The organism is Kitasatospora sp. NPDC001132, from assembly GCF_053598415.1.
Map to the genome: position 1 here is coordinate 18,996 of NZ_JBSFKF010000025.1, position 22,576 is coordinate 41,571.

Annotated in this window: 17 protein-coding genes and 1 pseudogene; 13 read left to right on the plus strand and 5 right to left on the minus strand. The window is 74.1% G+C overall.

The window, feature by feature from the left end; genetic code table 11:
• The first annotated feature begins 308 nt into the window (after positions 1 to 308).
• The 7 genes from ACWDBE_RS27765 to ACWDBE_RS27795 all read left to right on the plus strand — a co-directional run bounded on the left by ACWDBE_RS27765 (position 309) and on the right by ACWDBE_RS27795 (position 9,499).
• Positions 309 to 3,053: an SdrD B-like domain-containing protein gene (locus ACWDBE_RS27765; protein WP_449809409.1), complete on the plus strand. Its 2,745-nt coding sequence runs from the start codon at positions 309 to 311 to the stop codon at positions 3,051 to 3,053.
• A 129-nt stretch (positions 3,054 to 3,182) separates the two neighbouring features.
• The gene (locus ACWDBE_RS27770) at positions 3,183 to 4,016 is read left to right on the plus strand and encodes a hypothetical protein (RefSeq protein WP_449809410.1); all 834 of its coding nucleotides are present in this window, start codon (positions 3,183 to 3,185) and stop codon (positions 4,014 to 4,016) included.
• A 232-nt stretch (positions 4,017 to 4,248) separates the two neighbouring features.
• Entirely contained in the window at positions 4,249 to 5,139 is an 891-nt protein-coding gene (locus tag ACWDBE_RS27775; RefSeq protein WP_392878083.1) for an ABC transporter substrate-binding protein, read from the plus strand.
• 31 nt (positions 5,140 to 5,170) lie between these two features.
• Complete coding sequence (locus ACWDBE_RS27780; RefSeq protein WP_449790635.1) at positions 5,171 to 6,169, plus strand: amino acid ABC transporter permease; 999 nt, start codon at positions 5,171 to 5,173, stop codon at positions 6,167 to 6,169.
• Positions 6,169 to 6,969 carry an amino acid ABC transporter ATP-binding protein gene (locus tag ACWDBE_RS27785; protein WP_449790636.1) on the plus strand — a complete coding sequence of 267 codons (801 nt, stop codon included), beginning with the start codon at positions 6,169 to 6,171 and terminating at the stop codon, positions 6,967 to 6,969. The genes ACWDBE_RS27780 and ACWDBE_RS27785 overlap by 1 nt, the downstream gene beginning before the upstream one ends.
• Positions 6,970 to 7,010: 41 nt before the next feature.
• Positions 7,011 to 8,639, plus strand: a complete 1,629-nt coding sequence (locus ACWDBE_RS27790; RefSeq protein ID WP_449809411.1) for an N-acyl-D-amino-acid deacylase family protein — start codon at positions 7,011 to 7,013, stop codon at positions 8,637 to 8,639.
• Positions 8,636 to 9,499 carry a serine hydrolase gene (locus ACWDBE_RS27795; RefSeq protein ID WP_449790638.1) on the plus strand — a complete coding sequence of 288 codons (864 nt, stop codon included), beginning with the start codon at positions 8,636 to 8,638 and terminating at the stop codon, positions 9,497 to 9,499. The genes ACWDBE_RS27790 and ACWDBE_RS27795 overlap by 4 nt, the downstream gene beginning before the upstream one ends.
• Positions 9,500 to 9,551: 52 nt before the next feature.
• Here the strand turns inward: ACWDBE_RS27795 and ACWDBE_RS27800 are convergent, their stop codons facing one another.
• A complete protein-coding gene (locus ACWDBE_RS27800; RefSeq protein ID WP_449790639.1) occupies positions 9,552 to 10,475 on the minus strand; it encodes a LysR family transcriptional regulator in 924 nt (307 codons plus the stop codon).
• Between the two features lie 9 nt (positions 10,476 to 10,484).
• Positions 10,485 to 11,873 carry a diaminopimelate decarboxylase gene (gene lysA / locus ACWDBE_RS27805; RefSeq protein ID WP_449809412.1) on the minus strand — a complete coding sequence of 463 codons (1,389 nt, stop codon included), beginning with the start codon at positions 11,871 to 11,873 and terminating at the stop codon, positions 10,485 to 10,487.
• Between the two features lie 189 nt (positions 11,874 to 12,062).
• On the opposite strand from lysA, the gene ACWDBE_RS27810 reads away from it, so the two are divergent.
• From ACWDBE_RS27810 to ACWDBE_RS27820, 3 genes are all read left to right on the plus strand, one after another.
• Complete coding sequence (locus ACWDBE_RS27810) at positions 12,063 to 12,731, plus strand: GntR family transcriptional regulator (RefSeq protein ID WP_449790641.1); 669 nt, start codon at positions 12,063 to 12,065, stop codon at positions 12,729 to 12,731.
• 86 nt (positions 12,732 to 12,817) lie between these two features.
• Positions 12,818 to 14,077 (plus strand): MFS transporter, encoded by a 1,260-nt coding sequence (locus tag ACWDBE_RS27815; protein WP_449790642.1) that lies wholly within the window; start codon positions 12,818 to 12,820, stop codon positions 14,075 to 14,077.
• A gap of 171 nt (positions 14,078 to 14,248) precedes the next feature.
• A complete protein-coding gene (locus ACWDBE_RS27820; protein WP_449809413.1) occupies positions 14,249 to 14,818 on the plus strand; it encodes a Uma2 family endonuclease in 570 nt (189 codons plus the stop codon).
• Positions 14,819 to 14,825: 7 nt separating this feature from the next.
• Here the strand turns inward: ACWDBE_RS27820 and ACWDBE_RS27825 are convergent.
• Positions 14,826 to 16,891: pseudogene (locus ACWDBE_RS27825) on the minus strand (MDR family MFS transporter).
• A gap of 219 nt (positions 16,892 to 17,110) precedes the next feature.
• On the opposite strand from ACWDBE_RS27825, the gene ACWDBE_RS27830 reads away from it, so the two are divergent.
• Positions 17,111 to 18,652, plus strand: a complete 1,542-nt coding sequence (locus ACWDBE_RS27830) for an MFS transporter (RefSeq protein WP_449790645.1) — start codon at positions 17,111 to 17,113, stop codon at positions 18,650 to 18,652.
• Positions 18,649 to 19,290, plus strand: coding sequence for a maleylpyruvate isomerase N-terminal domain-containing protein (locus ACWDBE_RS27835; RefSeq protein ID WP_449790646.1), 642 nt, complete (start codon positions 18,649 to 18,651; stop codon positions 19,288 to 19,290). Before ACWDBE_RS27830 ends, ACWDBE_RS27835 begins: the two co-directional genes overlap by 4 nt.
• Before the next feature lie 88 nt (positions 19,291 to 19,378).
• Here ACWDBE_RS27835 and ACWDBE_RS27840 read toward each other — a convergent pair whose 3' ends face one another.
• Positions 19,379 to 20,254 (minus strand): ABC transporter permease, encoded by an 876-nt coding sequence (locus tag ACWDBE_RS27840; protein WP_449809414.1) that lies wholly within the window; start codon positions 20,252 to 20,254, stop codon positions 19,379 to 19,381.
• The gene (locus ACWDBE_RS27845; RefSeq protein WP_449809415.1) at positions 20,251 to 21,174 is read right to left on the minus strand and encodes an ABC transporter ATP-binding protein; all 924 of its coding nucleotides are present in this window, start codon (positions 21,172 to 21,174) and stop codon (positions 20,251 to 20,253) included. Before ACWDBE_RS27845 ends, ACWDBE_RS27840 begins: the two co-directional genes overlap by 4 nt.
• A 135-nt stretch (positions 21,175 to 21,309) precedes the next feature.
• Between ACWDBE_RS27845 and ACWDBE_RS27850 the strand changes: the two genes are divergently transcribed.
• The gene (locus ACWDBE_RS27850) at positions 21,310 to 22,548 is read left to right on the plus strand and encodes a sensor histidine kinase (protein WP_449809416.1); all 1,239 of its coding nucleotides are present in this window, start codon (positions 21,310 to 21,312) and stop codon (positions 22,546 to 22,548) included.
• The last annotated feature ends 28 nt before the right edge of the window (positions 22,549 to 22,576 follow it).

Sequence of the window (22,576 nt, forward strand, 5' to 3'; positions counted from 1 at the left end):
GTGAGTCAGGATCGGTGTGTGCGGTTCCGGTGGGAACTGTGTTCGACGGTCGACGGCCCGTGGCCGCGATCGTTGACGGGGGCCGGGACGCGCCGGACCGGTCGTCGCTGGTAGGTTGCCCGATGGCGGGAGTGGGGGCCGAGGGCCGCGACGGCCTCGAAACGTCTGATGGACCGCCAAAGTTCCCTGTTTCCCGGCGAACTTGTGTGAAGGCCCTTTAAGCTCCCGTTAACGATGGCGGTTTTTCGCCGCTCACGAACTCCCTCACGAGGTCGGGCGGAAGGCCCAACTTGACGATGAGAGCAGGGATGACGACGACTAGTGAACGAACGGCCGGTGTCGCGCGCGGCCCGGACCGGCGGCAGGGCGGACTCGGTCGCACCGTGGCCGGCGCGGCGGCCCTTGCCGTGGTGATCGGCGCCGGCTCGTTGGCGGCGGCCCCCTCGGCCTTCCCGGCGGCCGGCGACGGCACCGTGAAGGTCCGGGTGATCCGGGCCGTCGACACCGACGGGGTGTGGACCCCCGGGCTGGAATCGACCATGGCGGGCGTGAAGGTGACGCTCACCGACGACGCAGGGGTGGCCGTCGAGGGCACCACGGCGGCCGACGGCACGGTGACGCTGGCGCCGGCCACCAGCAAGCTCACCGGCGGCAAGTACCGCGTCCAGGTGGCGAATCCGAAGCCGGGCGTGCTCTACCCGGCCTTCGCCTCGCGCGAGGGACTGGACGGCGCCCCCGACAAGCTGAGCTCCAACGAGGAGTTCGTCGACCTCTCCGGCGGCAAGACGGTGGAACTCACCACGGGGCTCTGGAGCCCGGGTGACTACTGCCAGAAGAACGCGCCGCTGGTGTCGACCTGTCAGAACCCGCCCGCGGACGGGGACAACCAGCACACGCTGGTGTCCTTCCCGTACGAGTCCCGCGGAACGGCCGGCACGGGCTTCACCCTGACCGACGTGGCCACGGCCGGGCAGACCGGGAACCTCTACGGCATCGCCTGGAACAGGGTCGACCGCAGGGTGTTCTCCTCGGCCCAGGCCAAGCGGACCACCAGCTACGGCCCCGGCGGCCCCGGCGGGATCTACGTCACCGACTGGGACAAGAAGAAGACCACGCTGTTCGCCACCGTCCCGGACGCGGGCACCACCCCGCACACCCCGGGCAACGACGACGGCTTCCTGGCCGCGGTGGGCAAGGAGAGCCTGGGCGGCATCAAGATCACCGACGACGGCAAGGACCTCTTCGTCGTCAACCTGCACGACCGCAAGCTCTACCGCTACGACGCCACCGCGGCGACGGCGGCCGCACCCAAGGCCGCCTACGCCATCCCGGACCCGGGCTGCCCGGCGGCGGGGGACTGGCGTCCGTACGGCCTCGGCATCCAGGACGGCGTCGGCTTCCTCGGCGGCGTCTGCTCGGGCGAGTCCACCCACAAGGCCTCGGACCTGCGGGCCGTGGTGCTGCCGTTCGACCTGGCGACCGGCGCGTTCAAGTCGGCGGTGCTGAACCAGCCGCTCGACTACCCGCGTGGCACCACGGTCGGCGGGCCGTGCCCGGGCACCGGCTGGTTCCCGTGGCAGGACACCTTCCCGGCCAGCCAGAACGGCCAGGCCTGCGGGGACAACTACCTGGCCAACCCCGAGCCGGCGGTCGCCGAGATCACGTTCGAGACGGACGGCTCGATGCTGCTCGCCTTCCGGGACCGCTTCGGCGACCAGTCGGCGGCCAGCCCGACGGGCAGCGTGATGGCCAAGGTCCTGCCCGGCGGTGACCTCCTCAAGGCCTGCCTGGCGAACGGCACGTACGTGCTGGACACCAACCTGGGCTGCGGTTCCACGGCCCGGGGCCAGCGGTTCTTCGACAACGCCCGGATCGGCCACAACAACCCCGCCAACGCCGGGATGGCGCTGTCCAAGGTCGAGGACTCCATCGTGACCTCGGGCTACGACAGCGACAGCCGGGCCTACGGCTACGGCAGCGCCTTCCAGAAGCGCAACGGCAAGGCGGACGGCGGCGTTCGGCTCAACACGGCCCCGGGCGCCCCGCCGTTCGGCAAGGGCGCCGCGATGGGCGACCTGGAGGTGCTCTGCGACCAGGCGCCGCTCCAGATCGGCAACCGGGTCTGGTACGACCCCGAGCGCAGCGGCCTCCAGCTGCCGGGCCAGAAGCCGGTGCCGGGTGCCACCGTGCACCTGTACGACGAGGCGGGGAAGCTCGTCGGCACCACCAGGACGACCAAGCGCGGCGAGTACTACTTCGACGACAGCAACGTCGACGGAGGCCTCAAGCCGAGGACCAAGTACACGATCAAGCTGGACAACCCGGCGGACTACGCCAAGGACGGCCCCCTCTTCCAGTGGGTGCCGACCGACCACGACGTCGGTGACAACCACTTCGTCGACTCCAAGGGCATCGTCCCGAAGGACGGCAAGTTCCCGGAGCGGGCGCTGACCACCGGCGGACCCGGCGAGAACGACCACACCTACGACTTCGGCTTCCGCCTGCAGGAGGGTGCGCTGCGCCTGGTCAAGCACGACCAGGACGGCAAGCCGCTGGCGGGCGCCAAGTTCCAGCTGTGGCACGAGACCAACGGGACCGACGGGCTCCAGCCGACCGGCGACAAGCCCGACACCAAGGTCGGCGAGCCCTGCACCACCGGGGCCGACGGCATCTGCCAGGGCACCGGCGTGCCGGGGACGTACTACTGGCAGGAGCTGAGCCCGCCGGACGGCTACGCCGCGCCGGAGGTCACCGTCTTCGGTCCGCTGAAGCTGACCTCGGCGAACCTGGACGCCGGCGTGGAGGTGACGGCCGTCAACAAGCTGATCCCCAAGCCGACGCCCACCCCGACCCCGACCGAGACGCCGACCTCGGCGCCGACGTCGGCGGCTCCGGTGCCGCCCGCACCGCAGCCCCCCGCACCCGGGCACCTGCCCAACACCGGTGCGGGTGAGGGGATGCCGATCGCGCTGACCAGCGCGGCGGCGCTGATCGCCCTCGGCACCGCCATGGTGCTGGTGGTCCGCAGGCGCAAGGCCGCCCAGCGCGGCTAGCGGTTTCGCAGTGAGCGGGCCCGGTGGGGGAGACCTCCGCCGGGCCCGAATCGGGCGGGTTCGTGGGACCGTTGGGTCCCCCGGACCCGCCCGACTGTCGTGTCCGACCGAGGAGAGGGAGCGGGCCGCATGCCCCGCAAGACGAAGGCCGAGGGTCGAGCGCCCCGTCGGGCCCGGGCCGGCTGGCTCAAGGCCGTGATCGCGATCGCGGTGTGCGGCGCCGCGGCGGGCGGCGTGGCCGTCTACCGGACGGTCTCCGACGAGGCCGTCGAACGCCCGGTGACCACCGACGAGGCGGGCCGGCTCGCCCTGTCGCGCCTGAACCTGTACCAGGCGAGCCCGGTGGCGGTGACGCTCACGGCCGACGAGGGCGGGGGCGTGAGCATCCGGGTCGACGGGGTCGTCGACTACCGCACCCACCGGGGGGTGGGCCGCTACCGGACCACCGGCGCGAGCGGACCGATGGACCACGGTCTGATCGTCTGGGACACCGGCGGCCTCGGGCTGGCGCCCGACCAGGCCGGAACCGGCAGCACCGGCAGTGCGGGCAGCGCGGGCAGCCCCGGTACCGACGCCCCCGCCTGGCAGCAGGCCGAGCACATCCCGCGCCAGGGCTGGTCGCCGCGCACCTACACGGCGGACCCGCTGGACGCCGGACTGAACCTGCTCGTCCAACTCGGCGCGGACCGCCCCGACAACCCGCTGCTGCTCGCCCAGTCCGGCGCCCGCTGGCTGGGCCGGGACCGGATCGACGGCCGGGACTACGACCGCTTCGCCGGTCCGCGCGCCCAGGGCTCCGCGCCCGACGGCGCCCGCTCGCCGCTGACGTACTGGGTGGACGGCGACGGCGGGCTGCGCCGGGTGACGATGCGGATGCCGGGGCTGGGCACCCCGACCACCGTCGAGCTCACCGGACGGCAGGCCGACGCCAAGCTGCCCGAGGCCCCCTGGCTCACCGGCTGACGCGCCGGGCCGCAGGCCCGCAGTCCCACAACCCTGCAACCCTGCAACCCCACAAGCCCACAAGCCCACAAGCCCACAAGCCCGCAGGCCCGCAGGCCCGGCGGAACACCTCCGCAGGGGGCGATCAGCCGTACGAAAATCGTTGGTGAGCCAGCAATAGCTTCATCATCTTCCGTTCACCCGGACCCGGCTGCCAGCATCGGCGCACCGTCACCGCCCGAGGGAGTAGCCGATGAACCGCCCCCGTTCCCTGCGCTGTCTGGCCGCACTGTCCCTGGTCGTCCTGGCCGCCACCGCCTGCGGGCGCTCCGACCAGGGCGGCTCCCCGGCCGCCGGCGCGGCGCAGGCCGCGCAGAACTCCGGGAAGAGCGCCGCCGAGCTGCTCCCGGCGAAGAACAAGCAGAGCGGCGTGCTCAGAGTGGCCACCTCCGTCGGCTACCCGCCGATGGAGATGTACAAGCCCGGGACGACCGAGCTGACCGGCGTCGACCCGGACCTCGCCGCCGCCGTCGCCGGGCGGCTCGGCCTGAAGCTGGAGCTCGCCAACTCCTCCTTCGACGGCCTGATCCCCGGACTCCAGGCCGGCCGCTACGACCTGGTGATGTCCTCCATGACGGACAGCGCGCAGCGCCGCCAGGCCGTCGACTTCGTCGACTACTTCCGCACCGGCGGCGTGATCATGACGAAGAAGGGCAACCCCGAGGGCATCAAGTCCATCGAGGACCTCTGCGGCAGGAAGGTGGTCCTCGCCAAGGGCAGCTCCAACCTGGAGATCGGCGAGCAGCAGAACGCCAAGTGCGCCGCCAAGATGGCGATCTCGCAGAGCGAGGACGCCCCGACCGGGCTGCTCCAGCTGGACAGCGAGCGGGCCGTGGCCACCATCGTGGACTACCCGGTGGCGCAGATGTTCGTGCAGAACAGCGGCTCCTACGAGGTGCTTCCGGAGCAGTACGGCACGGCGCCCTGGGGCATCGCGGTGGCGAAGAAGGACTCCGGGCTGCGCGACGCGGTGCAGAAGGCGCTCCAGGAGCTGATCGAGAGCGGCGAGTACCGCAAGGTGCTGGACACCTACCAGGTCGGCGGCAGCGCGGTGGAGCGCGCCACCGTCAACGCGGCGCAGTGAGAACGGCGGTACCGACGAGATGAGCACCGACATGAGAGACCCCGCGACGTCCGACGGCCCCGCGACGACCGCCCAGGCCGGCCCCGCGACGACCTCCGGGGGCGCCGCCGACGACGACCTCGCCTTCGAGGTGACCGGCCGGCCCCGCCCGGCCCGCTGGTTCGCCGTCCTGGCGGCCGCCTTCGTCGCCGTCTGGCTCGCCTGGACCGTCATCGTCAACCCCAACCTGCACTGGGACATCGTCGCCAGGTACCAGTTCGACGGCGTGATCCTGGAAGGGCTCTGGGTGACGGTCCAACTCACCCTGATCTCCCAGGTGGTGGGCATCGTCATCGGCGTGGTGGTCGCCGTGATGCAGCTGTCCGACAGCCCGGTGCTGCGGACCACCGCCGGCGCGTACACCTGGTTCTTCCGCGGCACCCCGCTGCTGGTCCAGCTGATCTTCTGGTTCAACCTGGCGCTGCTCTTCCCGGAGATCAGCATCGGCATCCCCTTCGACGGGCCCAAGCTGGTCAGCTGGCAGTCCAACACCCTGATCACCGGCTTCGTGGCGGCGCTGCTCGGCCTGTCGATCAACGAGGGCGCCTACATGTCCGAGATCGTCCGGGCCGGCATCCAGAGCGTCGACCCCGGGCAGCGCGAGGCCGGTGCCTCGCTGGGCATGTCCAACCGGCAGATCCTCACCAGGGTGGTGCTGCCGCAGGCGATGCGGGTGATCATCCCGCCGTTCGGCAACCAGTTCATCTCGATGCTGAAGACCACCTCGCTGGTCTCCGTCATCGCCGGCGCCGACCTGATGACCGTCTCCCAGCACCTCTACCTCGCCAACTTCGAGGTGATCGCGCTGCTGATCGTCGCGTCCATCTGGTACCTGGTGCTCACCACCATCGCGAGCGTCGCCCAGCACGCGGTGGAGCGGAGGTTCAACCCGGCCGGGGCCCCGCCGGCGCTGCACCGCCGGGTGCTGGCCAACCTGCGCCCCGGGCGCGGTGGAGCACGCAAGAGCGTCAAGAAGGGGGAGGGCAAGTGATGATGAGTGCGGACCTGGAGAAGCCGGCCGCCGAGGTGGTCCTGTCGGCCCGGAAGGTGCGCAAGCACTTCGGGGACCTGGAGGTGCTGCGCGGCATCGACCTGGAGGTCAGGTCGGGGGAGGTGCTCTGCGTGATCGGCCCCTCCGGCTCCGGCAAGTCCACCCTGCTGCGCTGCTTCAACCACCTGGAGAAGATCGACGCCGGGCGGATCGAGGTGGACGGCGAGCTGGTCGGCTACGAGCAGCACGGCGCCTCCGGCAGCAGGCTGCGCGAGCGCCGCCCGCGCGACATCCGCCACCAGCGCGAGCGGATCGGCATGGTCTTCCAGCGCTTCCACCTCTTCCCGCACCGCACCGCGCTGCAGAACGTGATGGAGGGCCCGGTCGCGGTCAAGGGCCGCCCGCGGGAGGAGGCCGAGCGGCAGGCCCGCGAGCTGCTCGCCCGGGTCGGCCTGGCCGACCGCGCCGACCACTACCCGGCCCAGCTCTCCGGCGGCCAGCAGCAGCGGGTGGCGATCGCCCGGGCACTGGCCATGGAACCGACCCTGATGCTCTTCGACGAGCCCACCTCCGCGCTCGACCCGGAGCTGGTCGGCGAGGTGCTCGGGGTGATGCGCGACCTCGCCCGCAGCGGTATGACGATGATCGTCGTCACCCACGAGATGGGCTTCGCCCGCGAGGTCGCCGACCGGGTCGTCTTCATGGACCAGGGCGCCGTCGTGGAGGCCGGCAGCCCGGCCGAGGTGTTCACCGCCCCGCGGCACGACCGCACCCGGGCCTTCCTCTCGACGGTGCTCTGATGGGAGCGATGGGACCAGCGATGGCACAGATGGGAGCGGACGTGACCACGACCCCGGTCGACCTGCTGCTGCGCGGCGGCACCCTGGTGGACGGCACCGGGGCGCCCGCCCGTCCGGCCGACCTCGCCGTCGCGGACGGCCGGGTCTCCGTGCTGCCGCCCGGCACCGCGGTGACCGCGGCCGAGACCCTGGACGTCACCGGACGGGTCGTCACCCCCGGCTTCATCGACGTCCACACCCACTCGGACGCGCTCGCGGCCCCCTTCGGCGGCGGCAGCCACACCGACGGCGACGCCCTGGACGAGCTGCGGCTCGCCCCGCTGCTCCAGGGCGTCACCACCGAGATCAGCGGCAACTGCGGGATCAGCCTGTTCCCCGCGCTGCCCGAGCGGCTGCCCGAACTGGCCGGGCACCTGCGGGTCTCCTTCGGCCTCGGGCCGGTGCTGCCCGCCGAGGACTTCGACGCCTTCGCCGCCGGCCAGCGGCCCGAACTGCGCCGCAACCACATCGCCTCGCTGGTCGGCCACGGCACGCTGCGCGCCGGGGTGATGGGTTTCGAGGACCGCCCGCCCACCGCCGAGGAGCTGGCCGCCATGTGCGAGCTGCTCGACCGGGCGCTGGGCCAGGGCGCGGCCGGGCTCTCCACCGGCCTGATCTACCCGCCCGGCGTCTACGCGGACACCGAGGAGATCGTCGCCCTGGCGAAGGTCGCCGCCCGGCACGGCAAGCCGTACGTCACGCACCTGCGCGACGAGATGTCCCAGGTGGAGAAGGCCCTGGAGGAGGCGCTGGAGATCGCGGTGCGCTCCGGCGCCCCGCTCCAGGTCTCCCACCACAAGACCGCGGGGCGGCACGCCTGGGGTGCCACCCTGCGCACCCTGCCGCGCCTGGAGCAGGCCCGCGCCGACGGCGTGGACGTGCTCTGCGACGTCTACCCGTACACCGCCGGCAGCACCGTGCTGCACGCGATGCTGCCGCCCTGGACCAGCGAGGGCGGGCCGGCCGCGCTGCTGGAGCGGCTGCGCAGCAAGGAGGTGCGGGACCGGATCCGGACGGACATCGCGAACGGCGTCGAGGGCTGGGAGAACACCGTCGGCAACGGCGGCTGGGACCTGATCTCGGTGGCCGCCGCCCCCGCCCGCCGTACGGCCGAGGGCCGCCGGATCGCCGACCTGGCCGCCGAGCGCGGCGCCGACCCGGTGGACTTCGTCTGCGACCTGCTGCTGGAGGCGCAGGGCGAGGTGACCATCATCAGCCACTCGATGCGCGAGGACGACGTCCGCCGGGTGCTGGCCAGCCCGCTGTCGATGATCGGCTCCGACGGCGTGCCCAAACCCGGCCGCCCGCACCCCCGTTGGGCGGGCAGCTTCGCCCGGGTGCTCGGCCACTACGGGCGCGAGCAGGGGCTGCTTCCGCTGGAGCTCGCGGTGCACAAGATGACCGGCCTGCCCGCCGAGCGCTTCCGGCTGGCCGGGCGCGGGGTGGTCCGGGACGGCGCGATCGCGGACCTGGTGGTGCTGGACCCGGCGGCCGTCCTGGACGGCGCGACCTTCGAGCGGCCGCTGCTGCCGCCGGTGGGGGTGGAGACCGTGGTGGTGGCCGGGCGGGTCGCGGTGCGCGGCGGCCGGGCGACCGCGATCCGCTCCGGAGAGGTGGTGCGGGTCCGATGAGCCTCGCCCAGGTGGCGGCCGCCGCGCGAAGCTCGGCGGCGCTCCCGCTGACCCTCGCGGTGGCGGCCGTGGACGTGGACGCCGTCGGCCCGGCCGACGGCGGCGCGGTCGGCGCGGTCGGGGTGGACGACACCGTCGTGCTGCCCGTCGCCAGCGCCTCCAAGCTGCTGCTGCTCGCCGAGGTCGCCCGGCGGCTGGACACCGGGGAGCTGACGGCCGGGCGGCCGGTGGCGATCCTCCCCGAGGACGTCACCGGCGGCACCGGCCTGCTCGGCCGGCTGAGCCGGCCCGGCTGGACGGTGGAGGACCTGGCCTGGCTGACCGCCGCGGTCAGCGACAACACCGCCACCAACGCGCTGCTGCGACTGGTCGGGCTGCCGGCCACCGCCCGGCTGGCGCGCGAGCTCGGGCTGGAGCGGCTCACCCTGCACGACCGGGTGCGCGATGAGCGCGGGCCGGACGTCCCGCCCGTCTTCGCCACCGGCACCGCCCGCGACCTGGCCCGCCTGGTGGCCCTCGCCGTCCGGGGCACCATGGCCACGCCGGCGGCCTCGGCCCGGCTGCTCGGCTGGATGCGCGCCAACACCGACCACGGCCTGGTGCCCGCGCTGATCGACCACGACCCGTACGCCCCGGGCTTCCCCGAGCCGCTGCCCGGCCGCCTGCTGGTCGCCAACAAGACCGGCACGGACACCGGGGTACGGGCCGACGCGGGCGTCGTCGTGGGTGCCCGCCGGGTGGCCTACGCGGTCGTCGCGCACTGGGACGTGGCGCTCGGGCCCAGCACCGAACGGGCCGCCGTGCACGCCATCCGGGACGTCGGCCGCGCCCTCGCGGCCTGGGCCCAGCGGCCGGCCTGAGCCGGCTCCCTGCCGGCCTGATCCCCCGGCCCGGGCCGCCCGGGCCGGGGGATCAGGCCCACCGCATGTCGAGCAGGGACCTGATCTCCCCGGCGGCGGCGCCGAGTTCGGCGAGGAAGTCCCGCAGCACCGGGTTGCGGTTGGTGGCCCGGGTGGCCACCCCGATCCGGCGGTGCAGCTGCGGGTGGTCCAGCCGGCACACGTGCACCCCGGCGCTGTCGGCCAGGCCGAGCGCCGGGATCAGCGCGACGCCCATGCCGGCCCGCGCGAGGTTGATGGTCACCTGGTAGTGGTCGCTGCGGCAGCGCACCCGGGGGCGGAACCCCTCGGCCGCGCAGGCGCGTTCGAGCACCGGCTCGCCGGTGCTGCCGCCGTGGGTGCCGATCCAGCTCTCGCCCTCCAGCTCGGCCAGCCGCACCACCGAGCGCCGTCCGAGCCGGTGCCGCAGCGGCACCACGACCAGCTGCGGTTCCTCGAAGTACATCCGCACGTCCACCGCCGCCTGCCGGCACCACGGGTCCAACGGGTGCTCGAAGACGACGGCCGCGTCCAGCCGGCCGGCCTCCAGGTCCGGGACCAGCTCGTGCGGCTGGCCCATGATGAGCTCCAGCTCCACCTGGGGGTGCCCGGCGGCGAACGCGGCCAGCGCCCGGGGCAGCAGGTCCAGCCCGGCGGAGGCGAAGAAGCCGATCCGCAGCACGCCGGCCGCGGCCTCGGCGTGCGCCCGCAGGTCGTCCTGGGCGACGGCCATCAGATCGGCGATCGCCTGCGCGTGCTCGGCCAGCCGGACCCCGGCCGGCGTCAGGCGCAGGGACTGCGGAGCCCGTTCCACCAGCGCGACACCCAGCTCCTGCTCCAGGCGGGCGAGCTGGTGCGAGATGGCGGACGGGCTCAGGTGCAGGGCCTGCGCCGCGGCCACGATGGTGCCCCGGCGGGCGATCTCCAGGAGGACGTGCAGTCGGGCGCTGTTCAGCATCGGCCCAGGTTAGAGGGTGTACGCCGGCTGCGCAGCCACCGGTTCGCGGGTGTCGGAGGCGGCGGCCACGTCCAGCCGGAGCAGGTCGTGCTCGGTCTCCCGGCGCACCACCAGGCGGGCCTCGCCGTCGCGGACGAAGACCACGGCGGGCCGCGGCAGCTTGTTGTAGTTGGACGCCATGGCGTAGCCGTACGCGCCGGTCACCGGGGTGGCCAGCAGGTCGCCGACCCGCAGGTCGGCGGGGAGCGCGGCGTCGTCGATGATCACGTCGCCGCTCTCGCAGTGCTTGCCGACCAGCCGGGCGCGGGCCGGGCGGGGTGCCTGGGGGCAGCGGGGCAGGAAGGCCTCGTAGCGGGCGCCGTACAGGGCGGGGCGCAGGTTGTCGCTCATCCCGCCGTCCACGCTGACGTAGGTGCGCACGCCCTCGATCCGCTTGACGGTGCCGACCCGGTACAGGGTCAGCCCGGCCCGGGCGGCGATCGAGCGGCCGGGCTCGACGCCGACCTCGCCGCTCCAGCCGGCGCCGCGCACCGCCGCGCGGACCCGCTCGGCCCAGACGGCGAAGGAGGGGGCGCTCTGCCCGCTCAGGTAGGCCACGCCCAGGCCGCCGCCGACGGTCAGCCGGCGCAGGCCGTGCTCCACCGCGAACCGGGCCACCGCGGCGGCGCCGTCGGCCAGTTCGGCCGGGTCGAGCACCTGGGAGCCGACGTGGGCGTGGACGCCCTCCAGCCGTACCGCGGCGGAGGCCTCGGCCCGGCGCACCGCGGCCGCGGCAGCGCCGTCGGCCAGGCCGAAGCCGAACTTGGAGTCGTGGCCGCCGGTCTGGATGGCCTGGTGGGCGCCGGCCGCGACCCCGGGAGCCACCCGCAGCTGGATCCGGGCCGGGGGCAGGCCCTCCTCGTGGTGCAGCCGTTCGATCCGGTCCAGCTCGTCGAAGCTGTCCACCACGATGTGGCGCAGGCCGACGGTCAGCGCGGTGCGCAGCTCGGCCTCGTCCTTGTTGTTGCCGTGCAGCACGATCTGCTCCGGGGCGACTCCGGCGTACAGCGCGGTGCGCAGCTCGCCGCCGGAGGCGACGTCCAGCAGCAGCCCCTCCTCGGCGGCGAGCCGGGCCATCGCGGTGCAGAGGAAGGCCTTGGAGGCGTAGGCGACGTTGCCCCGGCCGAAGGCGGCCACCGCCTCGCGGCAGCGGCGGCGCAGGTGCTCCTCGTCGTAGACGAACAGCGGCGTGCCGTACCGGCGGGCCGCCTCGGCGAGGAGCACGCCGCCGACGGACAGGCCCTCGGGGCGGAACTCGGCGGTGAGCGGCAGCAGGCCCGGATCGACGGGCGGCAGGCCCGGATCGATGGCCGGCAGGGCCTGGTCGACGGGCGGCAGGGCCGGCGGCACAGGGGACACGGGCGACATGGGCGACAAGGCTTCCTCCCGGCAGGCTGTTGGCCCCGCCCATCCTCGGCCCTGCGGGAGGGACTGAGAAAGCGCATTCTTCGGGCCCTGAGCAGTACCGAAACCGATGCTCGGGCTCCGCCGAAGAACCCATCCAGCTGTTGCATCTAAGCTTGCATCTATGGTGCTACGGTGTGCTCCATGGCCGACACCCCGCCCCCCGCCCGCGTACCCGCCGCGGACCGCGCGTACGAACTGACCAAGGACCTCATCCTCGGCGGCGCCCTGCCCGGCGGGACGCTGATCAGCGAGGGCGAGATCGCCGAGCGCGCATCGCTCAGCCGCACACCCGTCCGGGAGGCCTTCCTGCGGCTGCAGGCCGAGGGGCTGCTCCAGCTCTTCCCCAAGCGCGGAGCCGTCGTGGTGCCGGTCGGCCCCGGTGAGGCCGAGGACGTGCTGGAACTGCGCGAGGCGCTGGAGAGCACCGCCGTGCGCCGGATCACCCGCCGCCCCGACGGCCTCGACGCGCTGGTCCGGCAGCTGTCCGAACTGATCGACCAGCAGCGCGGACCGGCCCGCCGGGCCGACCTCGGCGCCTTCGCCGACGCCGACGAGGCCTTCCACCGGGGCATCGTGACGGCCTCCGGCAACGAGCTCGCCGAACGGTTCTACGGGACGCTGCGCGACCGCCAGCGCCGGATGGCCGTCCAACTGCTCCAGGTGCGGCCGGAACGGCAGGCGGAACGGCTGGCCACGCTGGTCGAGGAGCACACCGTGCTCGTCGAGCGGATCGCGGCCCGTGACGCCGAGGGCTTCACCGCCGCCCTGCGCGCCCACCTGGACGCCCACCGGGCGGTCACCGACCGCTGACCCCCCTTCACCGCGCGCCGACGACCGTGCGCGCACACCCCCGACGGACCGCCGGGACCGACCATCCGACAAGGAGCAGCACCACCATGAGCACCACCCGGCCGCCGTCCGCCGGTCCCGTCGCACCGTCCGGCCGGGGGCGGCCGTGGCTGCCCGCGGCCCTGGCCATGCTCTGCTGCGGGTGGGGCGGCAACCAGTTCACCCCGCTGCTGCTGATGTACCGCCACCTCGGCGGCTACTCGGAGGTCACCGTGGACGCCTTCCTGGGGGCGTACGTCCTCGGACTGGTCCCCGGGCTGCTGGTCGGCGGCGCGGCCTCGGACCGCTACGGGCGCCGCCCGCTGATGATCGGCGCGGTGGCCGTCTCGCTCGCCGCCAGCGCGGTGCTGTGCGGCGGTGCCGCCGGTGAACTCCCCATCTACGCCGGGCGGTTCCTCACCGGCATAGCCGTCGGCATCGCGATGGCCGTCGGCACCAGCTGGGTCAAGGAGCTCTCCCAGGCCCCGCACGACCCGGCCGCCGACCCGGGCGCCGGCGCCCGCCGCGCCTCCCTCGCCCTGACCCTCGGCTTCGGCCTCGGCGCCGGGGTGGCCGGGGTGCTCGCCCAGTGGGGCCCCTGGCCGATGGTCACCCCGTACCTCGCCCACCTGCTGGTCACCCTGCCCGCGCTGTTCCTGCTCCCGAGGGCCGTCGAGACCCGGGCCCGTTCGGCGGCCGTCCGCAGCCTCTGGGCGGACCTCAAGGTCCCGGCGGCCGGGCACCGGCGCTTCGTCCGGGTCGTGCTGCCGATGGCCCCGTGGGTGTTCGGCTCGGCAGGCGTCGCGTACGCGGTGACCCCGCAGCTGGTCGGCGACCGGCTCGGCGACTGGTCGCTGGCCTACGCGACCCTGCTGACCGTCCTCACCCTCGGCACCGGCGCCCTCGTCCAGCCCTTCGCCAAGCGCCTGGACTCGCTCTCCTCGGCGCGCGGCGTCATCGTCTCCATGGTGCTGATGGCCTGCGGCATGGCCGTCTGCGCCGGCGACGCGGCGGTCCGCTCCCCGCTGCTCGGCCTGGGCGGCGCGGTCCTGCTCGGCGCCGCGTACGGGATCGGGGTGGTCTCCGGACTGCTGGAGATCCAGCGCATCGTCACCCCGGACGACCTGGCCGGCATCACCGGCGTCTACTACGCGCTCTGCTACTCGGGTTTCCTGCTGCCCGCCGTGCTCGCGGCGCTCTCCTCGATGGCCTCCTACACCGTGATGCTCACCGTGGTGACGGCCCTCGCCCTCGCCAGTCTCGCCGTGATCGTCCTCTCCTCCCGCCGCGCGGCCCCCGCCCCGACCCCGGCGGAAGCCTCCCGCTGACGCCCGGCCGCCGCTCTCCTGCCTCCACGCCCGTTCCCGGGCGGGGAGACAGAATGCGCTGCACGAGGGTGCTGCTGCGGGCATGAACGGTCAGTGTGCGTCCAAGTCCGGTCAGTGGGCGAGGCAGCCACACGAGCCGGGGGAGAATGACATGACGGAAGGAGACGCGCTGTGAGTACGGCACCCCAGGTCCCCGGTGACTACAGCACTGTCAGCGACCCCGAGCGGGCCCTGAAGTACGCGATCCGGCACATCGCGGGCGACCGCACCGAGATCATCGAGGGAGTCATCACCCCCATGTCGCCGTCATGGGCGCACGAGTCCGCCGCCGAGATCGTCCGCCGCCAGCTCGGACCCCGAATGGACCAGCTCGACCTGGTGTCCGGCTCCGGCAACCTCGACCTGCCCGGCAGCGAGAACTGGTACATCCCCGATCTGGCCGTCGTACCGGCCGAACTCGCCCTGAAGACCGAGGGCGCGTTGCTGCCCGATCAGACCCTCCTGGTCGTCGAGGTCAGTTCGCCGTCGAACGCCGAGACCGACCGCGTCGTCAAGCGTCGCCGCTACGGCCAATACGGCGCCCCGCTCTACCTCCTCGTCGACCGGCAGAACCGCAGCTGCACCCTGTACAGCGAGCCGTCCCGCCTCGGTTACGCCGCCGAGAGCGGCCCGCATCCCTTCGGCGTGCCCGTTCACCTCCCGGCGCCGTTCGACCTGGACATCGACACCACCCGTCTGTAGGTGCCGCCTAGACCGTGGCGCCGTCCGTCGGGCGGACGTGGGCCGGGAGGCCGTTGGCGAGGTCCTCGACCAGGAGGCGCCAGGCGATGGCGTCGGCGGCGGCGCGCAGGCGGGGGCTGCGGGGGCGGCCGGCGTCGGCGTCGAGGCGGGCGTTGAGCCAGTCGGACCAGGCGTGGGCGAGGGTGCGGACCTCGTGGGTGCCGGCCTCGGTGAGGGAGAGGTGGTCGCCGTCGCGGAGCAGGTAGCCCTCGGCGGCCATCCGGTCGAAGACCGGCTCCAGGACCTCGGGCGGCACCCGCTTGCGGGCGCCGACGAGGTCCAGCGAGGCGTAACCGACGGCCTTGGTGTGGCCGGCCACCTCCATCAGCGCCCAGGCCCCGGCCAGGTCCACCCGGGTGCCGGCGCCGGAGACGATCGTCCGGACGGTGTCGAGGTCCACTCCTCGTACGAGCGTGGACACCGCGTACTCCAGGTGCGGGTCGGAGTCGGCGTGGTCGGCTGGCCGAAGGCCTCGCCCATGTCGGTGGAGCCCGCCCGGGCGGTGTCGCGCAGCTGCACCTGTTTGAGGAAGAGCGACACCACGAAGCCGATCACGGCCACCGGGATGGTCCACAGGTACACGGTGTGCAGGGCGTCGGAGTAGGCCTGGACGATCGGCGCGGCCTGGTCGGCGGGCAGCTGGTGCAGGCCCTGCGGGCTCTGCGCGGCGTGGGTGAGCGCGGCCGGGTCGGCGCCGGTGAGCCGGGCTGCGGTGGCGATCCCGCCGGCGAGTTCGGTCTTCAGGCTGTTGGCGTAGATGGTGCCGAACACCGCCGTGCCGAAGGAGCTGCCGATGGTGCGGAAGAAGGTCACCCCGGAGGTGGCGGTGCCGAGGTCGGCGTAGTCGACGGTGTTCTGCACGGCGATGGTGAGCACCTGCATGCTCAGTCCGATGCCGGCACCGAGCACGAACATGTAGAGCGAGGCGAGTACGGATCCGGTGCCGGGTTCCAGCCGGGAGAGCAGGTAGAGGCCGAGGGCCATCACCGCCGTGCCGACGATCGGGAACAGCCGGTACTGCCCGGTCTTGCTGACCGCGTTGCCGCTGGCGACCGAGGCGATCAGCAGACCGATCACCATCGGCAGTGTCCGGACGCCGGAGACGGTCGCCGAGTCGCCGTCCACGTACTGGAGGAAGGTCGGCAGGAAGGTCAGCGCGCCGAGCATGGCGAAGCCGACGATGAAGCTGAGCACCGAGCAGACCGTGAACACCGGGTTGCGGAACAGCCGCATCGGCAGCATCGGTTCGACGGCCCGGGTCTCCACCCAGCAGAACAGGCCGAGCGCCAGCGCGCCGCCGACGAACAGGCCGATGATCACCCCGGAGCCCCAGGCGTACTGGTTGCCGCCCCAACTGGTCGCCAGGATCAGCGCGCCGGCGCCGGCCGCGACCAGCACGATGCCCAGGTAATCGACGACCGGGCGGGTCGCCGAGCGGACGGACGGGATGGTCCGGGCGGCGGCGGCGACCACCACGACCGCGAGCGGCACGTTGACGTAGAACGCCCAGCGCCAGGACAGGTGGTCGGTGAACAGCCCGCCCAGCAGCGGCCCGATCACCGTGGCGACGCCGAACACCGCGCCCATCGCGCCCTGGTACTTGCCGCGCTCGCGCAGCGGGATGACGTCCGCGATCAGCGCCATGGAGGTGACCATCAGGCCGCCCGCGCCGAAGCCCTGCACGGCGCGCCAGGTGATCAGCAGGGTCATGGAGGTGGCCAGGCCGCACAGGAACGAGCCGGCGACGAAGACGATGGCGGAGATCTGGAACAGCAGCTTGCGCCCGTACAGGTCGCCGAACTTGCCGGCCAGCACGGTGGCCACCGTCTCGGCCAGCAGGTAGGAGGTCACCACCCAGGACATGTGCGCGGCCCCGCCGAGGTCCGCGACGATGGTGGGCAGCGCGGTGCCGACGATGGTCTGGTCGAGGGCGGCCAGCAGCACGCCCAGCACGATGGTGGCGAAGACGACGTTCCGCTGCCGGACGTCCAGCACCGGAGGGGCGGAGGGCGCGGTCTCGCTGGCGACGGTCATGCCGTCAGCCTCCGGGGCGCGGGCGGCGGTCGCGATCCGGTTCGGCCGTTCGGGTGACAGCGGGTGGAATCCGCCCGGGTGGCGGGCACAGGTGGGCCGGGCGACGATGATCCGAGCCGGGCCGAACGACGATCACCCGTCGACCCAGGACGCCCCATCGACCAGATGCCCCGTCGACCAGGATGTCGACCAGGAAGCCCCGGCCCCCGGGAGGCTCCCATGAACGCCGACCCCCCGCGCCACACCACGAACCCCGAGCAGTCCGGATCCACCGCCGTGGGCGCCCGGGCCGCCGCCCGGCGGTGGCGGGCGCTCACCGTCTGCCTCGTCGCCGGCTTCATGACCCTGCTGGACGTCAGCATCGTCAACGTCGCGCTGCCGACCGTACGGGTCGGGCTGCACATGTCCGAGAGCGGCCTGCAGTGGGTGCTCAGCGGCTACTCGCTGGCCTTCGGCCTGGTGCTGGTGCCCGCCGGGCGGCTCGGCGACGCGCGCAGCCGGCGGGCCGTCTTCCTCGCCGGGCTCGCCCTGTTCACCGTGGCCAGCGCGCTCGCCGGCGCGGCGCAGAGCCAGGAGTGGCTGGTGCTCGCCCGGCTGTTCCAGGGCGCGGCCGGCGGCGTGCTGGTGCCGCAGGTGTCCGGCTTCATCCAGGTGCTGTTCCAGGGCGCTGAGCGCGGCCGGGCCTTCGGCGCCCTCGGCGCGACCATCGGGCTGTCCACCGCCGTCGGACCGCTGCTCGGCGGGCTGCTGATCCACGCCGTCGGCCCGGAGAACGGCTGGCGCTGGGTGTTCCTGGTCAACCTGCCGATCGGCGTCGCCCTGCTGCCGATCGCCTACCGGCTGCTTCCGGAGCCGCCGCCCGCCGACCAGCGGGCCGGGCACCGGGACTTCGACCCGGTCGGCGTGCTGCTGCTCGGCGCCGGGACGGTCTCGCTGCTGCTGCCGTTCGTCCAGGCCCAGCAGTGGCACGGCTGGGTCCGCTGGTTGCTGCTGCCGCTGGCGGCGGTGCTGCTCGCCGTGTTCGTCGGCTGGGAGCTGCACTACGGGCGGCGGCGGGAACCGCTGGTGAGCATGGCGCTGTTCGCGGTGCGGCCGTACGCGGCGGGAACGCTGCTGTCGCTGGTGTACTTCGCCGGGTTCACCGCGGTCTTCTTCATCTTCACGCTCTACCTCCAGGCGGGCCTGCACTACTCGGCGCTGACGGCGGGCCTGGCCGTCACGCCGTTCGCGGTCGGCTCGGGGGTGTCCGCGGCGGTGGGCGGGCGGCTGGTGAGCCGGCTCGGGCGGCGGTTGGTGGTGGCCGGACTGCTGCTGGTGCTGGCCGGGCTGCTGGCCTCGGCGCTGGCGGTGCAGCTGTGGTCGGGGCCCCACGTGGGATGGACGACGGCGCTGCCGCTGCTGGTCGCCGGGGCGGGCAGCGGGCTGGTGATCGCCCCGAACCAGACGCTGACCCTCCAACAGGTGCCGGTGGCCCGGGCTGGCAGCGCGGGCGGGGTGCTGCAGACCGCGCAGCGGGTCGGGTCGGCGGTGGGCATCGCCGTCGTCGGCTCGGTGTTCTTCGCCCGTGCGACCGGGCCCCGCCCGGACTGGGCGCTGGCCTTCCAGCTGGGCGTGACGGTCGCGGCCGGCCTGGTGCTGGCGGCGCTGCTGGTGGCGGTCGCCGACATGGCCTCGGGCCGGGGCAGCTTCCGGGCCGCCGGGCCGAGGGTCGGGGACGGGCCGCGGGTGGGGGACGGGCCGCGCGGCGGAGACGAGCCGTGACGGGCGCCCGGACGGACTTCCTGGCCGCCGCCGCGGCAGCCGAGGAGCTGCTGCGCCGCCCGGAGGTGGCCCGGGCCTGGCGGCGGCCGAGCGCGCTGGCGCAGTGGAGCGTCGGCGGGCTGGCCGGGCACCTGGCCTACCAGGTCCTGTGCGTGCCGGAGGCGTTGGCCGCGCCCGTACCGGCGGAGCCGGTGGTCGGGCTGCTGGACCACTACGCCCGGTCGGCCTGGGTCGGCGCCGCGCTCGACGCGGACGTCAACGTACGGATCCGGCAGGGCAGTGAGGCCTTCGCGGCCGACGGGCCGGCCGTGCTGCACCGCCGGCTCGCCGCCGTACTGCCGGAGCTCGCGGACGCCCTGGCGGCGGCGGACGCCACCCGGCCTGCCCGGCTGCCGTTCTGGGGCCCGTGGGCACTGACCCTCGACGACCTGCTGGCCAGCCGGACGATGGAACTCGCCGTCCACGGCGACGACCTCGCGGTGAGCGTCGCCGTGGACGGACCCGAACTGCCGCCGGAGACCGCCGAGTCGGTGATCGGCCTACTGGCCCGGCTGGCCGTCCGGCGGCACGGCCGGGCGGCCGTGCTGCGGGCGCTCAGTCGGGCCGAGCGGGCACCGGGCAGCATCGCGGCGTTCTGAGCTGCCGTGCTTCGCGCTGTGCCGGGTTTCGCGCTGTGCCGGGTTTCGCGCTGTGCCGCGTCTCGTGCTGTGCCGCGCAGGTGGGCCCTCAGTGGTCCCGGCGGTGGATGGCGAGAGCCGCGACGGCCACCGAGGCCAGCGACCACACCGCGAAGGTGGTCCAGGCACCCGTGACGGTGGCCGGGTACTCGGACGGGCGCAGGCCCGCCAGGGTGGTCCGGGCCAGGCGCTGCCAGGCGGGCAGCGGCAGGGCGTGCAGCAGGTCGGCGCTCCAGCGGTAGCGCTCGGTGATCAGCGACGGGACGAAGAACAGCACCCCGACGGTGGCCACCACGGCCCCCGCGCCGTGCCGGATCAGGGTGCCGAGGCCGAGGCCGACCAGGGCGCAGACCGGGCCGAACAGCACCGCAGCCGCGACGTACCGCAGTGCGGCCGGATCGGTGACGGACTGTCCGATGCCCGTCCCGGACAGGATCGCCTGGCTCCCACCGAAGGAGGCGCCGACGGTGAGCACCCCGTAGCCGAACAGCACGGCGGCCAGTACGCAGGCCTTGGCGACGAGCACCGCCCGGCGGTCGGGCACGGCCGCCAGGGTGGTGCGGATCAGACCGGTCGCGTACTCGCCCGCGATGGCGAGCGCGCCGAGGCCGCCCGCGACCAGCATCAGGATGTCGGCGGAGGCGACGTTGAACGCGTCGTTGAGCGCCACCTGCGCCATGACCGCGGGGTCATCCTCGCCCGGGGTGTAGTGGTCGCGGGTGTAGAGCGCGGACTTGAGGCCGGCGGCGACGATCGCCACGGCGCTGAGACCGAGCACCCAGGGGACCGAGCGCAGCGACCAGAACTTGATCCACTCGGCGGCCAGCAGGTCGCCGATGCGGGCGCGCGGTTCGGTGCGGAGCGAGGCGGGGCCGGTGCGGGGCGAGGAGGGGTCGGTGCGGTGCGGGGCGGGCAGGGTGCTCAACGGGGTTCTCCGGCGGGGTACTCGACGCTGTCGGCGGTCAGGTCCATGAACGCCTCCTCGAGGGAGGCACCCCGGGTGGTCAGGGCGTGCAGCAACAGGCGCTGCTCCAGGGCGAGTTCGCCGATCCGGGTGGCGTCCAGGCCGCTCACCGCGAGTTCGCCGTCCGGGCCGGGCCGGACGGTGGCGCCGGCCGTCGTCAACACGGCGGTGAGCCGCTCGGGTTCGGCGGCCCGGACGGTGACGGCGCGCAGGCCCGCTCGGGCGGCGAACTCGGTGAGGCTCTCGTCGGCGAGCAGTCGGCCGCGCCCGATCACCACCAGGTGGTCGGCGGTGTGCTCCATCTCGGCCATCATGTGGCTGGAGACGAAGACGGTCCGGCCCTCGGCGGCGAGCCGCCGGAACAGCCCGCGCACCCAGAGCACGCCCTCCGGGTCCAGTCCGTTCAGCGGCTCGTCGAACAGCAGCACCGGCGGGTCGCCGAGCAGCGCGCCGGCGATGCCGAGCCGCTGCCGCATGCCGAGCGAGTAGCCGCGGATCCGCCGTCCGGCGGCCTCGGTGAGCCCGACCTCGTGCAGCACCTGCTCGACCCGGGCGGCCGGGATCGCGTTGGCGCGGGCCAGCGCCCGCAGTTGGGCCCGGCCGGTGCGCCCGCCGTGGGCGTCGCCCGCGTCCAGCAGGGCGCCGGCGTGACGCAGGCCGCGCGGCCGGCCGCGGAAGGGGCGGCCGTCCACGGTGACGGTGCCGGAGGTCGGGTCGCCCAGGCCGAGGACCAGCCGCAGGGTGGTGGACTTGCCCGCGCCGTTGGGGCCGAGGAAGCCGGTGACCCGGCCGGGCCGGACGGTGAAGGAGAGGCGGTCGACGGCGGTGCGGACGCGGTGGCCGCGGCCGTAGCGCTTCGTCAGCTCGGTGACTTCGATCATGCGCCCCACGGTGCCGGGGATCGTGGGGCGGGCACATCGGACCGGTGTCGACACCGCGAGCCACCGGAGGCCACCCGGGGCCGTACAACCACGGTTGGATGACGGCGTCCCGGACCGTCGTTACGATCGTGGACCATGCCCTCACCCCCCTCCCCGCCGCTGCTCCGGCGCGTTCCGCCCGAGGTCTGGGTCGGCCTCGCCTGGTGCGTGGCGGCCGGTTACCCCGCCGTCCGGCTCGGCGGCCAGGCCGCGCAGCACCCCGGCGCCGCCGCCCACGGCGGCTGGGCGTTCACCCTGGCCGACACGGCGGTGGCCTTCGCGGGCGCGGCGCTGGTACGACGGCTGCCGGTGCTCTCCGTCGTCCTGCTGCTGGTCGCCGCGTTCACCGAGACCGACGGCTGGGCCGGCGGCGCGCAGGTGCCGCCCGGCGCCCTGCTCGCGGTGGACACCGCGCTCTGCCTGATCACCGCGACCCGGCCGCGGCGCAGCTCCCGGGCCGCGTTCGCGCTGGTCATGGCCTTCCTGATGCTGCACATCGGCATGGTGCACGGCAACACGGTGGGCATCTTCACCGGTACCCACATCGGCTCGGCCGACGGCGCCGCGCTGCTCGCGCTGGTCGCCTGGCTGATCGGCCGCTCGGTGCGGCAGAACCGGGAGCACGCCGAGGCGCTCAGCGCCCGGGTGGCCGAGGAGGCCGTCACCGCCGAACGGCTGCGGATCGCCCGGGAGATGCACGACACCGTCGCGCACAGCCTCGGTATCGTCGCCCTCCAGGCCGGCGCCGCCCGCCGGGTGATCGACCGTCGGCCGGAGCGGGCCAAGCAGGCGCTGGGCGAGATCGAGTCCGCCGGACGGGAGACCCTGGCCGCGCTGCGCCGGATGCTGGTCGTGCTGCGCCGGGCCGACGGAGAGGCCTCGGCCACGGTGCCGCAGGGCCTGGCGGACCTCGACCGGCTGGCCGGGGCGACCACCGCCGCGGGGGTACGGGTGGAGGTGCGGCGGCACGGCGAACCGGGGCCGCTGCCGCCGGAGGTCGACCTCGCGGCGTTCCGGATCGTCCAGGAATCGGTGACCAACGTGGTGCGGCACGCGGACGTCGGCGCCTGCGTGGTCACGGTGGACCACCGGGCGGCGGGGGAGCTGTCGGTCGAGGTCGCCGACCGGGGCAGTGGCTCCGGGGAGGGGCCGGGCGGCGGGTTCGGGCTGGCCGGGCTGCGGGAGCGGGTCGCCCTGCTGCGCGGCGAGTTCGAGGCCGGGCCGCTGCCCGGGGGCGGCTTCCGGGTGGCCGCCCGGTTGCCGGTGCCGGTGCCGGCGTCGGCGTCGGTGTCGGTGTCGGGTCCTGGCTCGTCGGTCGAGGAGGCGGGCGCGTGATCCGGGTGGTGCTGGCCGACGACCAGCC